The 14,395-nt window shown below is 70.1% G+C and carries 7 protein-coding genes and 1 pseudogene; 4 read left to right on the top strand and 4 right to left on the bottom strand.

The window, feature by feature from the left end:
• Window positions 1-41: 41 nt before the first annotated feature.
• The 3 genes from ACIOGX_RS07555 to ACIOGX_RS07545 all read left to right on the top strand — a co-directional run bounded on the left by ACIOGX_RS07555 (window position 42) and on the right by ACIOGX_RS07545 (window position 5,414).
• Window positions 42-1,493, top strand: a complete 1,452-nt coding sequence (locus ACIOGX_RS07555) for an FGGY family carbohydrate kinase (protein ID WP_356506635.1) — start codon at window positions 42-44, stop codon at window positions 1,491-1,493.
• Window positions 1,494-1,755: 262 nt separating this feature from the next.
• Window positions 1,756-3,489: an ABC transporter ATP-binding protein gene (locus ACIOGX_RS07550; protein WP_356506633.1), complete on the top strand. Its 1,734-nt coding sequence runs from the start codon at window positions 1,756-1,758 to the stop codon at window positions 3,487-3,489.
• Window positions 3,489-5,414: an ABC transporter ATP-binding protein gene (locus tag ACIOGX_RS07545; RefSeq protein WP_356506631.1), complete on the top strand. Its 1,926-nt coding sequence runs from the start codon at window positions 3,489-3,491 to the stop codon at window positions 5,412-5,414. The genes ACIOGX_RS07550 and ACIOGX_RS07545 overlap by 1 nt, the downstream gene beginning before the upstream one ends.
• A 218-nt stretch (window positions 5,415-5,632) precedes the next feature.
• Here the strand turns inward: ACIOGX_RS07545 and ACIOGX_RS07540 are convergent.
• The 4 genes and pseudogenes from ACIOGX_RS07540 to ACIOGX_RS07525 all read right to left on the bottom strand — a co-directional run.
• A pseudogene (locus ACIOGX_RS07540) lies at window positions 5,633-6,733 on the bottom strand (RNA polymerase sigma factor); the annotation flags it as partial.
• Between the two features lie 367 nt (window positions 6,734-7,100).
• Window positions 7,101-9,008 carry a DNA primase gene (gene dnaG, locus ACIOGX_RS07535; RefSeq protein WP_401911089.1) on the bottom strand — a complete coding sequence of 636 codons (1,908 nt, stop codon included), beginning with the start codon at window positions 9,006-9,008 and terminating at the stop codon, window positions 7,101-7,103.
• Between the two features lie 182 nt (window positions 9,009-9,190).
• On the bottom strand, window positions 9,191-10,474 hold the full coding sequence (locus ACIOGX_RS07530) for an NAD(P)/FAD-dependent oxidoreductase (RefSeq protein ID WP_401911086.1): 1,284 nt from the start codon (window positions 10,472-10,474) through the stop codon (window positions 9,191-9,193).
• A 364-nt stretch (window positions 10,475-10,838) separates the two neighbouring features.
• A complete protein-coding gene (locus ACIOGX_RS07525; RefSeq protein ID WP_401911083.1) occupies window positions 10,839-12,236 on the bottom strand; it encodes a deoxyguanosinetriphosphate triphosphohydrolase in 1,398 nt (465 codons plus the stop codon).
• A 256-nt stretch (window positions 12,237-12,492) separates the two neighbouring features.
• Here ACIOGX_RS07525 and ACIOGX_RS07520 point away from each other — a divergent pair, with 256 nt between their 5' ends.
• On the top strand, window positions 12,493-13,974 hold the full coding sequence (locus ACIOGX_RS07520) for a penicillin-binding protein 2 (protein WP_356506623.1): 1,482 nt from the start codon (window positions 12,493-12,495) through the stop codon (window positions 13,972-13,974).
• Window positions 13,975-14,395 lie beyond the last annotated feature (421 nt).

Raw genomic sequence — 14,395 nt, 5'->3', positions numbered from 1 at the left:
GCAGCGCCCCTCGTGCCGCGCGTGCGGCAGAATCGGGTGTCATGGGAATAGTCGCCGGGTTGGACAGTTCGTCCGGGTTCACACGCGTCGTCGTCTGCGACGCGGACACAGGTGCCGTGCTGCGGCAGGGGTACGCGGCCCATCCGGTCGAGCCCAAAGCCACCGAGGTCGATCCGCAGGCCTGGCTGCTCTCCCTCGGGGAGGCCGCGTCCGGCGGGCTGCTCGAGGGCGTGCAGGCCATCGGGGTCGCGGCGCAGCAGCACGGCATGGTGGCGCTGGACCGGCAGGGCAACCCCGTACGGCCCGCGCTGGTCGGCAACGACAAACGCGCGCAGGTCGCCGCCGCCGATCTGGTCGACGCGCTGGGCGGCCGGCATGCCTGGGCCGAGGCCGTCGGGTCCGTACCGCAGTCGAGTCAGCTCGTGGCCAAGCTGCGCTGGCTGGCGCGGACCGAGCCCGAGGCGGCGCAGCGCACCGCGCTGGTGCTCCAGCCGCACGACTGGCTGGTCTGGCAGCTGCTGGGGCGGCCGGCGCGCAGGACGACCGACCGGGGCGGGGCCTCCGGGACCGGCTACTGGTCCGCGCGTACCGGTGCCTACCGGCCGGATCTGGTGGAACTGGCGCTCGGGCACCAGGCCGCGCTGCCGGAGGTGCTCGGCCCCGCTGACGCCGCCGGGACCACCCCTGAGGGGCTGCTGATCTCGGCGGGGACCGGTGAGACGATGGCCGCCGCGTTCGGGCTCGGCGTCGCGGTCGGCGACGCCGTGGTGTCGCTGGGGGCGTCGGGTTCGGTGATGGCCGTCCATCACGAGGCGGCGGCCGACCCGTCCGGAATGATCACTTCCTTCGCGGACGCCACCGGGATGCATCTGCCCGTCGTGCACACGCTGAACGCCGTCAGGGCGCTGCGCGGTACGGCGGAGCTGCTGGGTACGGCGGAGCTGACCGAGCTGTCGGAGCTGGCGCTCAAGTCCACGCCGGGCTCCTCGGGGCTGGTGTTCCTGCCGTATCTGGAGGGCGAGCGGACGCCGCAGCTGCCGCACACGGCGGGCACGCTGACCGGACTGCGGCGCGAGTCGATGAAGCCGGAGCATCTGGCGCGGGCCGCGTTCGAGGGGATGCTCTGCTCGCTCGCCGACGCGATGGACGTGCTGCGCGGACGCGGGGTGGAGGTGCGGCGGGTGTTCCTGCTGGGCGGCGCCGCCGAGCTGCCCGCCGTCCAGGCCCTGGCTCCGGCGATCTTCGGGGCGCAGGTCGTCGTGCCGCAGCCCGCCGACTACACCGCGATCGGCGCGGCGCGGCAGGCGGCCTGGGCGCTCGGGGTCTCGCAGGGGTCGCTCTCCCCGCACACCCCGCCGGCCTGGCAGGGCGCGGCGGCCCAGGTGTTCGAGCCGGGTGAGGACGCGGCCGTGGGCACGGCGGTACGGCAGCAGTACACGGCGACGCGGGAGCAGATCCACCCCGGGGCGTTCGGGCACGGGCACGGAAGCTGAACGGACGGGCTGGCGGGCCGGTGAGCGGGGCCGCGCGGACCGGCGGCCCCGGGTCGGCGCGGCGGAGCGCACGAGGGGGCGCAGCGCCGCGGTGAGACGTCGGTGAGACGTCCGCGCGCCTTCGGGGCGGCCCGAGCGCGCTCCCGTTCTTGACCCGTCCTTGGCCATAAAACCTTGGGGCTCGGCGGGGCCGGTACCGCAAAATGGGGGCTGATCCCCGTTCTCGCGATCTTCACCCCGAGCCGACCCCGAGAGACTGCGCGTGCTGCTGAGACTTCTGCGAGCCCATCTCGCCCCGTACAAGAGACCGATAGCCCTGCTGGTGGCGCTCCAGCTGTTGCAGACATGCGCCACCCTCTACCTGCCCACCCTCAACGCCGACATCATCGACAACGGTGTCGTGAAGGGGGACTCGGGCTACATCCTGGAGTTCGGCGGCATCATGATCGCCGTCAGTGTCGTCCAGGTGATCTGCAACATCGGCGCCGTGTACTACGGCGCGCGGACCGCCTCCGCCCTCGGCCGGGATGTGCGGGCCGCCATTTTCGGACGGGTGCAGAGCTTCTCCGCCCGTGAGGTGGGTCACTTCGGCGCACCCTCGCTGATCACCCGCACCACCAATGACGTCCAGCAGGTCCAGATGCTGGTCCTGATGTCGTTCACGCTGATGGTGTCCGCGCCGATCATGTGCGTCGGTGGCATCGTGCTGGCGCTCGGCCAGGACATCCCGCTGTCGTCGGTGCTGCTGGCCGTCGTACCGCTGCTCGGGATATCCGTGAGCCTCATCGTCAGGAAGATGCGGCCGCTGTTCCGTACGATGCAGACCCGGCTGGACACGGTGAACCGGGTGCTGCGCGAGCAGATCACCGGCAACCGCGTGATCAGGGCCTTCGTACGGGACGACTACGAGAAGGAGCGCTTCCGGGGCGCCAACACCGAGCTGACCGATGTCGCGCTGTCGACCGGCCGGCTCATGGCGCTGATGTTCCCGACCGTGATGACGGTCGTGAACCTGTCGTCGATCGCCGTCGTCTGGTTCGGCGCGCACCGGATCGACAGCGGCGGGATGGAGATCGGCGCGCTGACCGCGTTCCTCGCGTATCTGATGCAGATCGTGATGGCCGTGATGATGGCCACCTTCATGTTCATGATGGTGCCGCGCGCCGAAGTGTGTGCCGAGCGAATAGAAGAGGTGCTCGACACCCGTTCGAGCGTCGTGCCGCCGCGGAACCCGGTACGGGAGCTGCGCCGGCACGGGCATCTGGAGGTGCGGGGCGCGGAGTTCCGCTTCCCCGGTGCCGAGGAGCCCGTCCTGCGCGAGGTGTCGCTGGTGGCGCGGCCCGGTGAGACGACCGCGGTCATCGGGTCGACGGGCAGCGGGAAGTCGACGCTGCTCGGGCTCGTACCGCGGCTGTTCGACGCGACCGGCGGGGAGGTGCTCGTCGACGGGCAGGACGTGCGCGAGCTGGATCCGGTGCTGCTGGCCAAGACCGTGAGTCTCGTACCGCAGAAGCCGTATCTGTTCTCCGGGACGGTGGCGACGAATCTGCGGTACGGCAATCCGGACGCGACCGACGAGGAGCTGTGGCACGCGCTGGGGGTCGCCCAGGCCAGGGAGTTCGTCGCCGCCCTGGAGGGCGGGCTGAACGCGCCGATCGCGCAGGGCGGTACCAATGTCTCCGGCGGGCAGCGGCAGCGGCTCGCGATCGCGCGGACGCTGGTCCAGCGGCCGGAGATCTATCTGTTCGACGACTCGTTCTCGGCGCTGGACTACGCCACGGACGCGGCGCTGCGCGGCGCGCTGGCGCGGGAGACCGCGGAGGCGACCGTCGTGATCGTCGCCCAGCGGGTCTCCACCATCCGTGACGCCGACCGCATAGTGGTGCTCGACGAGGGCCGGATCGTGGGGTCGGGCCGCCATCACGAACTGATGGCGGAGAACGAGACATACCGGGAGATCGTGCTCTCCCAGCTGACCGAGGCGGAGGCTGCCTGATGAGCGGTCCTGGCGGACGCATGATGATGGCGGGCCCCACGCAGCGGTCCATGGACTTCAAGGGCTCGGGCAAGCGGCTGCTGAGGCTGCTGACCGTGGAGCGGACCACCCTCTGGTGGATGCTCGCCGCCGGGGTGGTGAGCGTCGCGCTGTCGGTCGTGGGTCCGAAGATCCTCGGACAGGCGACGGACCTCATCTTCGCGGGGGTCATCGGCCGGCAGACCCAGGGCGGTGTCTCCAAGGCGGAGACCATCGAGGGGCTGCGGGCCAGGGGCGACAACGGAGCGGCCGATCTCCTCTCCGGGGTGGACTTCACCCCGGGCCAGGGCATCGACTTCGGGGCCGTGGGCGAGGTCCTGCTGATCGTCCTGGTGGTCTATGTCGCCGCCGGGCTGCTGATGCTGGTGTCGACGCGGCTCTCCATCCGGGTCATCAACCAGACGGTGTACCGGATGCGGGAGGAGATCCAGGCGAAGCTGTCGCGGCTGCCGCTGTCGTACTTCGACCAGCAGCCGCGCGGTGAGGTGCTGAGCCGGGCGACGAACGACATCGACAACATCTCGCAGACCATGCAGCAGACGATGGGGCAGTTGATCAACTCCCTGCTGACGATCATCGGTGTGCTGGTGATGATGTTCTGGATCTCGCCGCTGCTGGCGCTGGTCGCGCTGGTGACGGTGCCGCTGTCGGTGCTGGTGGCGGCGAAGGTCGGCAAGCGGTCGCAGCCGCAGTTCGTCCAGCAGTGGAAGGTCACCGGCGCGCTGAACGCGCATATCGAGGAGATGTACACCGGGCACGCCCTGGTGAAGGTCTTCGGGCGGCAGGACGAGTCGGCCGAGGCGTTCCGCGAGCAGAACGACCAGCTCTACGAGGCGGGTTTCAAGGCGCAGTTCAACAGCGGGATCATGCAGCCGCTGATGCTCTTCGTCTCCAACCTGAACTATGTGCTGGTGGCGGTCGTCGGCGGGCTGCGGGTCGCCTCGGGGACGCTGTCGATCGGTGATGTGCAGGCGTTCATCCAGTACTCGCGGCAGTTCTCGATGCCGCTGACGCAGGTCGCGTCGATGGCCAACCTGGTCCAGTCGGGTGTCGCCTCCGCCGAGCGGATCTTCGAACTGCTGGACGCGGAGGAGCAGGAGGCCGACGCGCCCGCGGTGGAACGGCTGCACGAGCGGCGGGGCCGGGTCGCGCTGGAGCATGTGTCGTTCCGGTACGAGCCCGACAAGCCGCTGATCGACGATCTGTCGCTCTCGGTGGAGCCGGGGCAGACGGTCGCGATCGTCGGACCGACGGGCGCGGGCAAGACCACACTGGTCAATCTGCTGATGCGGTTCTACGAGGTCACGGGCGGCCGGATCACGCTGGACGGCACGGACGTGGCGCGGATGTCCCGTGCGGAACTGCGGTCCGGGATAGGCATGGTCCTCCAGGACACCTGGCTCTTCGGCGGCACGATCGCGGACAACATCGCGTACGGCGCGTCGCGCGAGGTCACCCGGGAGGAGATCGAGGAGGCGGCGCGGGCGGCCCACGCCGACCGGTTCGTCCGTACGCTCCCCGATGGGTACGACACCGTGATCGACGACGAAGGGTCGGGGGTCAGCGCCGGTGAGAAGCAACTGATCACCATCGCGCGGGCGTTCCTGTCCGATCCGGTGATCCTGGTGCTGGACGAGGCGACCAGTTCGGTGGACACCCGGACCGAGGTGCTGATCCAGAAGGCGATGGCGCGGCTGGCCCACGGCCGTACGAGCTTCGTGATCGCGCACCGGCTCTCCACGATCCGGGACGCGGACGTGATCCTGGTGATGGAGAACGGCGCGATCGTCGAACAGGGCTCGCACGACGAGCTGCTGGCGGCCGAGGGCGCGTACGCGCGGCTGTACGCGGCCCAGTTCGCGCAGGCGGTCGCCGAAGTGGACTGACCGGCGCGGCCGGTGGGTCCTGGGCATGCGTCGAACGTCCTGCGTTCCGCGTGATGCCTTTCGCGTCATGCGTTCGGCGTCATGCGTTCCGCGTCATGCGTTCCGCGTCATGCGTTCCGCGTCACGGGCACCGCGTCCGTTTCCGCCTTCGGGTGGGTACGGGCGCGGCGCCCGTTTCGGCTCTCGGCGCGCGGGGAACCGGGCTCGTCGCCCGCGGCTCAGTCCAGGTAGCCGCGGAGCTGGTCGGCGTAGGCGTGGTCACGGAGTTTGCCGAGCGTCTTGGACTCGATCTGGCGTATGCGCTCGCGGGTCACGCCGAAGAGCCGGCCGATCTCCTCCAGGGTGCGGGGCCGGCCGTCGGCCAGTCCGTACCGCAGCTGGATGACCTTGCGCTCACGCTCGCCGAGGGTGGAGAGCACGGCGTCCAGGTGCTGGCGCAGCAGCAGGAAGGCCGCCGATTCGACGGGGGACGCGGCGTCGCCGTCCTCGATCAGATCGCCGAGCGCGACATCTTCCTCCTCCCCCACCGGGGCGTGCAGGGAGACCGGCTCCAGGGAGAGCCTCAGCACCTCCCTGACCCGGTCGGGGGCCAGCTCCAGCTGGGCGCCCACCTCTTCGGGGGTCGGCTCGTAGCCGCGCTCCTGGAGCAGTCTGCGCTGGACGCGTACGACGCGGTTGATCAGCTCGACCACATGGACCGGGACGCGGATGGTGCGCGCCTGGTCGGCGAGCGCCCGGGACATCGCCTGGCGGATCCACCAGGTCGCGTACGTCGAGAACTTGTAGCCGCGGGCGTAGTCGAACTTCTCGACTGCCCTGATCAGGCCGAGGTTTCCCTCCTGGACGAGATCGAGCATGGTCAATCCGCGGCCGACATAGCGCTTGGCGACGGAGACGACCAGCCGCAGATTCGCCTCGATGAGGCGGCGTTTGGCCATCCGGCCCAGCACGACCAGCCGGTCGAGGTCCAGCGCCAGCTGGGAGTCCAGATCGGGGGTGGTGCTCAGCTTCTCCTCGGCGAAGAGGCCGGCTTCGACCCGGCGGGCGAGGTCCACTTCGTCGAAGGCGGTGAGCAGCGGTATCCGCCCGATCTCCCGCAGATACTGGCGGAAGAGATCGGAGGAGGGGCCACCGGTGTCGGCACGGCTGCCCGGCCGGCCCGTGGGCTCGGGCACGAGGGGTACCTCCACGGGATGCTCGGTGAGCGGCTCTTCCGCGGCCGTGGTCCCGGGAGGTCTCGCCTCCGCCCCCGCCTCCGCCGCGGGTACGGCCGTCTCGGGGTGGTGCGCCGCGCGGCTCTGCGAGGGGACGGCGGGCGCGAGGCCGGCCGGGGGCGCGGACGCCGGCGGAGGCGCTGAGGAAGGCGCTGGGGGAGGCGCGGCTAACGTCTCGGCGAGGGTCTGGGTCTGGGTCTGCACGGGGGGCGACCTCCAGGTGATCGCTGCCGGTTCGGGGCGGGGGCGTACGGCAGCGGGACGAGGACGGCCGGGCCGCCTTCCGTCCCGTACACGATGAGCGGATCCGCGGGGATGAGACGCCCACCGTCGGTAGGCCGGCCGCGCTCCGGTGAACTCAGGCACCGACCCCAGTGTGGGGTACGACATATCGCTGCCACGAGGGGCGTGCGGTGACTTTTTGCGCCCTGTACGTAACCGCGCCGTTACCGCGCGGAGCCCGGGAGGCCCTCTACAGGGCGGCCGCGCCGTCGTTGCGCAGGGACTGGCCGTACTGCTGAAGCACCCACAGTTCCCTCTGGACGGCCGCGTAATGGTCCGGATCGGACTGCGTGCCCAGCCGGGTGAGCGTGCCGGTCACATCGCGGACGCGGCGGTCGACGGCGCGCAGTCTGACCTGGACGAGCTGCTGGCCCGCGTAGACCTCGTCGATCGTCTTGCCGTGGAAGACCTCCACCGCCAGCTCGGTGACCATGGCGCGCACCGCGTCGTTCGGCGCGGCGTCGCGGACCCTGGCCAGATACTCGGGGGCGGACTCCAGGCCCTGCTCGGCGCCGCCCGCGTCTTCTATGGCGCGGCGTACGGCGGCGTACGGCGGGGCCGTGAACTCGTCCTCGCCGTAGGCGTCGAAGGCCGGGGAGACCAGCTCGGGCCGCTGGAGGGCGAGCTTCAGCAGCTCGCGCTCGGTGCGGTGGGCGGGGCTGCGGAGGTTGAGGGGCGGGCCGGATGAACCTGCAGAGGGAGACTCGGAGTACGACTGTGGAGTGGGTTGTGCCACGGTTCGCCCCGCCTCGTTCCCGACTTGATTGCGTCGCCGCCGGGTCAGCCGAGCGATGCGTTGCACCACGAATTGATTGTCGGTCACATAGCCCAGCAGGCCAGACAACATCACAGCGTACTTGTGCCGAATGGACTCGTCTTTGATGTGCGCCACGACCGGGGCAGCCTCTTCCAACGCCGCCGCCTGGCCCTCAGGGGTCTCAACGTCATGCCGGTCGACAATGGAGCGGAGCGCGAACTCGAATAGTGGCGTGCTGCCATCAATCATCGCTCGGACGGCCTCATCACCTTGAGCAAGGCGCAGCTCACACGGATCCATGCCACCCGGGCTGATGGCGATGTTTGTGCGTGCGGCAAACTTCTGATCATCCTCGAAAGCTCGCAACGCGGCCCTCTGGCCAGCAGCATCCCCATCGAAGGTGAAGATCACCTTCGAACGTGAGTTATCCATCAACAGGCGTCGCAAAATCTTGACGTGATCGCCGCCAAACGCGGTGCCACAAGTAGCGACCGCATTGGCGACACCAGCCACATGGCATGCCATCACATCGGTGTATCCCTCGACGACCACGGCGCGGCTGGCCTTGGCGATGTCCTTCTTGGCCAGGTCGACGCCGTACAGCACCTGGGACTTCTTGTAGATCGACGTCTCGGGGGTGTTGAGGTACTTCGGACCGTTGTCGTCCTCGCGCAGCTTGCGCGCGCCGAAGCCGACGACCTCGCCCGAGATGTCGCGGATGGGCCACATCAGCCGGCCGCGGAAGCGGTCGATGGGGCCGCGGCGGCCGTCCTGGGAGAGGCCCGAGAGCAGCAGCTCCTTGTCGGTGAAGCCCTTGCCGCGGAGAAAGCGGGTGAGGTGGTCCCAGCCGACGGGGCTGTAACCGACGCCGAAATGCTCGGCCGCGGCCTGGTCGAAACCACGCTCGGCGAGGAACTTCCGGCCGGTCTCCGCCTCGGGTCCCGAGAGCTGCTCGACATAGAACTCGGCGGCGATCTTGTGCGCCTCGACCAGGCGGGTGCGCTCGCCGCGCTGGCTCGCAGGGTTGTACCCGCCCTCTTCGTAGCGGAGGGTGATGCCCGCCTTGGCGGCGAGCCGCTCGACCGTCTCGGAGAAGGAGAGATGGTCGATCTTCATCACGAAGGCGATGGTGTCCCCGCCCTCCTGGCAGCCGAAGCAGTGGAAGAGACCCTTGCTCGGACTGACCTGGAAGGACGGGGACTTCTCGTCGTGGAACGGGCAGAGACCCTTGAGGTTGCCACCGCCCGCGCTGCGCAGCTGAAGGTAGTCGGACACGACGGCGTCGATCGGGACCGCGTCCCGAACCGCCTTCACGTCGTCATCGTTGATCCTGCCGGCCACGCGTGAATTCTACGGGGACGTACTGACACCCACGGACCGTCCGGTACGCGGCCGGGGCCACCGCGTCCGTCGGGACCTGGCCGGATGCGCTCGCGGGGTCGGTGCTCGGGCGCGGTGTCCAGGCGGGGGCAGCACTCCGGGGCGCTGCTCTTGCAGGGGCGGTGCTCAGGCGGGGTCGGTGCTCAGGCGGGGTCGGTGCTCAGCGAGCCGAGCGGGACACCCGGATCCGCGAGGGCGTCCAGGTCCTGCCGGGCGCCGGAACGGATGAGGCGCTGGATGTCCTCGGTGACGTCCCACACGTTGACGTTCATCCCGGCGAGCACCCTGCGGTCCTTCAGCCAGAACGCGCAGAACTCCCTCTTTCCGGCGTCGCCCCGCACCACCACCTGGTCGTACGAGCCGGGCGGGGCCCAGCCGGAGTACTCCAGGCCGAGGTCGTACTGATCGGAGAAGAAGTAGGGGACGCGGTCGTAGACGACGTCCTTGCCGAGCATGGCGCGGGCGGCGGCCGGGCCGCCGTTGAGGGCGTTGGCCCAGTGCTCGACACGTACCCGGTCGGTGGTGAGCGCGCCCCGGCCGGAGACCGGGAAGGAGGCCACGTCCCCGGCCGCGAAGATATCGGGGTCGGAGGTGCGCAGCGCGGTGTCCACGGCGATGCCGCCGCCGTCCGCGCGGTCGGCGAGAGTGAGACCGGCGGCTTCGGCGAGAGCCGTGCGCGGGGCGGCACCGATCGCGGCGAGCACATCGTGGGCGGGGTGTTCCTCGCCGTCGTCCGTACGGGCCGAGAGGACCATGCCGTCCTGTCCGGTGATCTCGGTGAGCCGGACACCGAAGTGGAACCGTACGCCGTGTTCCCGGTGAAGGTCGGTGAAGAGCTGGCCCAGCTCGGGGCCGATGACCCGCAGGAGCGGGGTCTCCTCGGGCTCGATGACGGTGACCTCGGCGCCGTAGCCACGGGCCGCCGCCGCGACCTCCAGACCGATCCAGCCCGCGCCCGCGATCACCAGATGACCGTTGTCGCGGCCGAGGGCGGCGAGGACCTGGCGCAGCCGGTCGGAGTGCGCGAGGCGGCGCAGGTGGTGGACGCCCGCCAGGTCCGTGCCGGGGATGTCGAGGCGGCGCGGTTCCGCGCCGGTGGCCAGCAGCAGCTTGTCGTACCGTACGGAGGCGCCGTCGCCGAGATGTACGCACCGGGTGTCCCGGTCGATGGAGGTGACGGTCTGGCCGAGATGCAGCTCCACCTGGGCCTGGGCGTACCAGGCGGGCTCGTGCACGAAGACGCTGTCCCGCTCCTCGGAACCGGTCAGATAGCCCTTGGACAACGGCGGGCGTTCATAAGGATGGTCGCGCTCGTCACCAATGAGGATCACCCGGCCGGTGAACCCTTCCGCGCGCAGGGTTTCAGCCGCCTTGGCCCCGGCGAGTCCACCACCGACGATGACAAATGTCCGATGTGCGTCGACCACTTGATGCCTCCTCTTCGCGCTGCCGCCATCTGCGAGCGTCCCGCACGGAGCGTGATGGCGAAAGAGGGAGCGCTCCACGGGCATGTCTCACTGCTGTGATCCGGCTACTCTCGTGCAACCGATGATCAGGAGCCGTGAGGCATGAGGGGCGCATGTCACCCATTCATTGCACCACCTTCATCGGAGCACCACTCATTGGACCACCCATGGGTCCGCGCGGGCCGCACGTGTGCGCGGTGATCGCGCAATGGTGTCAGGGCTGGGCGGTGTCAGGGCTCGGCGGGACCAGGGCTCAGCGGGACCAGGGCTCAGCGGGACCAGGGCTCAGCGGGACCAGGGCTCAGCGGGACCAGGGCTCAGTGCGTCAGAGCGATGCCGAGCGGCGGCCGGTGAGCCCCGCGTGCAGGGAAAGGGCCGCCGCGTCGGTGAGCGACGCGATCTGGTCGACGATGACGCGTTTGCGCGCCCGGTCGTCCCGGGCCGTGTCGAACAGCGCGCGGAACTGCGGATCCAGCCCCTCGGGGGCGCGGACCGTGAGCGCGTCCGCCAGCTCGGCGAGGATGATCCGCTGGTCGGCGCGGAGCACCTCCTGTTCGGCGCGCTGCATCACATAGCGGTCGGCGACGGCCTTGAGGACCGCGCACTCGTACCGGGCCTCGCGGGGGACGACCAGTTCGGCGGCGTACCGGGTGAGCGGTCCCGTACCGTACGCCCGGCGCGTGGCGCCCTCGGCGGCTTCGCAGAACCGGCCGATGAGCTGGCTGGTGGCGTCCTTCAGCCGGGACTGCGCGACGGCGGAACCGTCATAGGCGTGCGGCCACCACTCCTGCGCCATCAGCCGGTCGAGGGCGGCCGACAACTCCCCCGGGTCCGTGCCGGCCGGTACGTAGCGGCCGATGGCCACCTCCCAGATCGCGCTCCGTTCGGACGCGGAGGTGAGCGCGGCGGGGTCGACATGGCCCGCGTGCAGCCCGTCCTCGACGTCGTGGACGCAGTAGGCCACATCGTCGGACCAGTCCATGACCTGCGCCTCGAAGCAGATGCGGTCCGCCGGCGCGCCCTTGCGGGCCCAGGTGAAGACCGGCAGATCGTCCTCGTACACACCGAATTTCACCGAGCCGGGCTCGGTGGGGTGTGCGCCGCGCGGCCAGGGGTATTTGGTGGCGGCGTCCAGGGCGGCCCGGGTGAGGTTGAGACCGACACTGACCAGGCCGCCGTTGGACGGGCCGCCGGTCCGGGCTCCGGTGCCGACGCCGTCGGCCACCGACGCGTGTGCGCCCGGGGCCACCGCCTCGGACCGTACGAAACGTTTCGGCTCGATACGGGTCAGCAGCCTCAGCGACTGGGCGTTGCCCTCGAAGCCGCCGCAGTCGGCGGCGACGTCGTTGAGCGCCTGCTCGCCGTTGTGGCCGAAGGGCGGGTGGCCCATGTCGTGGGAGAGACACGCGGCCTCGACGAGATCCGGGTCGCAGCCGAGGGCCGCGCCCAGCTCACGGCCGACCTGGGCGCACTCCAGGGAGTGGGTCAGCCGGGTTCGGGGGCTGGCGTCCCACTCCTGGCCACGGGATCCGGGGGTCACCACCTGGGTCTTGCCCGCGAGCCTGCGCAGCGCGGAGGAGTGCAGTACGCGCGCGCGGTCGCGCTGGAACGCGGTGCGGCCCGGACGCTTGTCGGGTTCGGGTGCCCAGCGCTCGGTGGCCGCGTCGTCGTAGCCTCGTGCTGGTTCCGGGTGCGGTGTGGTGGTGCCGGTGGTGCCTGTCATGCACCGAAGGTAACCGGCGCGGGTGACGGGCGCGGATTCCCGGCATGGCTCCCGGTCCGTCCCGCGATCCGTCCCGCGGCGCGTCCCGCGATCCGTCCCGCGGCGCGTCTCCCGGCGCGTCTCCGGGACGGCGTCGTGAGACTCGCCGGAACCGCTGGGCGATTCGTCGCATCTTTACCAGGAAGATCGAATGTGTGACCACGTGCGCATGCGTGGAGACGACCGCGCGGGTGCGTGGGAGAGGAGAGAGAGCTCGATGAACAAGCCGCTGAGGCGTATCGCCATCTTCTGCGGGGTGCTCGTACTGGCCCTACTGGTGAGGGCCAACTGGCTTCAGTTCGTCCAGAGCGACAGTCTCGCCAACCACGAGAACAACCGCCGGGTGAAGATCGCCCAGTTCTCGCAGCCGCGCGGGGACATCATCGTGGGAGACCGGCCGGTCACCGGCTCGCGGGAGGTCACGGACGCGGAGTTCGCGTACCGGCGGACCTTCGCCGAGGGGCCGCTGTACGCCCCCGTCACCGGCTACGCCTCGCAGGCCCAGGGCATGTCCCTGCTGGAGAAGACGTACGACGAGGTGCTGAGCGGACAGGACGACCGGTTCGCCTTCGGGCGCGCCCTGGACGTCCTCACCGGCGAGAAGCCACGCGGCGGTGATGTGATCACCACCATCGACGCGAAGGCGCAGAAGGCCGCCTACAAGGGACTGACCGACCTCGGCGCCCGGGGCGCGGTCGTCGCCCTCGATCCGCGGACCGGCAAGGTCCTCTCGCTCGTCTCCACGCCCTCCTACGATCCTTCCGTCTTCGCGGGGCTGTCGTTCAAGGAGGGCGACAAGTTCAAGGCGCTCGACGCCGACAAGAGCAAGCCGATGGCCAACCGCGCGCTGCGGGAGACCTATCCGCCCGGCTCCACCTTCAAGATCCTGACGGCCGCCGCGGCCCTGGAGCACGGGGTCATCACGGACATCGACGCCCCTTCCGACGCCGTCTCCCCGTATCCCCTGCCGCTCTCCAGCAACAAGATCAGCAGTGAGGCGGGCGACGAGGTGTGCGACAGGGCCTCGCTGAAGACCGCCATGCAGTACTCCTGCAACAACGTCTTCCTCGACGCGGCGGCCAAGGTCGGCGCGGACAAGATGCGCGAGACGGCGGAGAAGTTCGGGTTCAACTCCGATGTCTACTCCGAGGACTTCGGGGACATGCTGGCCACGAAGAGCCTCTACCCCGAGAAGCTGGACCGGCCGGGGACCGCGCTGACGGGCATGGGCCAGGGCAGTCTCACCAGCACCCCGATGCAGATGGCCATGGTGACCGCGGCCCTCGCCAACGGCGGCAAGCTGATGCAGCCCTACATCGTGGACGAACTGCGCGGCCCCGATCTCTCCACCCTGGAGAAGCACGAGCCCGCGCTGAAGAGCCAGGCCGTCTCCGAGGACACCGCCGAACAGGTGCGGGAGATGATGGAGTTCACCGCCGAGGAGGGCAGCGCGAAGCGGGCGCTGATCGACGGCGTCACGGTCGGCGGGAAGACCGGCACCGCGCAGCGCGGGGTCGACGTCAGCAAGGAGGTGCCGTACGGCTGGTTCGTCTCCTACGGCCAGAAGGGCGACGCCTCCGTCGCGGTCGCGGTCTTCATCGACCCCACGGACATGGACATCTCCCGTGCGGACATCTCCGGCGGCAGGCTCGGCGCTCCGATCGCGAAGAGCGTCATGAAGGCCGTGCTCGAAGGGTGAGCACCGCTCGCCCCGGGGCTCGTGGGAGCGGGACCGGAGGTGGGCGCGGAAGTGGGCGCGGAAGTGGGCGCGGGAGCGGGACCTGGGCAGGTGGGCGTGTGGCCGCAGGTGTTTCTGCGGGTTCCGTCCCGTGCCACATGGCTGAGCTGGTGACCGAGTCGCTCGGTGATCCGGGCGAGGAGCTGCCCCGTGGTGTCGAAGGGGAACGGCTCCTCGTCGTCCCGTAACTCCCGCGCGGCCGGGGCGGGGGGCCGTGGGGGTATGGGGGGTTGTGGGGGTGACATGCGGTGGTGTGCCGGCTCCGTCATGAACCGATCGTGACGGTTCCTGATTGCCGTGGGGTTGCGCGGTGGTGACGGTGGCTCTCCACGACCTCGCCATCGGCGTGGGGGCGTTGTCAGACCCCTCACTTAGTGTGATG

This window comes from Streptomyces sp. NPDC088147 (genome assembly GCF_044741565.1).
Lineage (GTDB): Bacteria > Actinomycetota > Actinomycetes > Streptomycetales > Streptomycetaceae > Streptomyces.
This window is presented reverse-complemented; position numbering and strand designations above follow the sequence as displayed.

Bases quoted from the DNA above. Each gene is read 5' to 3' on its own strand.
- ACIOGX_RS07555 (WP_356506635.1), top strand. From the start codon at position 42: ATGGGAATAGTCGCCGGGTTGGACAGTTCGTCCGGGTTCACACGCGTC.
- ACIOGX_RS07545 (WP_356506631.1), top strand. From the start codon at position 3,489: ATGAGCGGTCCTGGCGGACGCATGATGATGGCGGGCCCCACGCAGCGG.
- ACIOGX_RS07525 (WP_401911083.1), bottom strand. From the start codon at position 12,236: ATGACAGGCACCACCGGCACCACCACACCGCACCCGGAACCAGCACGA.
- ACIOGX_RS07520 (WP_356506623.1), top strand. From the start codon at position 12,493: ATGAACAAGCCGCTGAGGCGTATCGCCATCTTCTGCGGGGTGCTCGTA.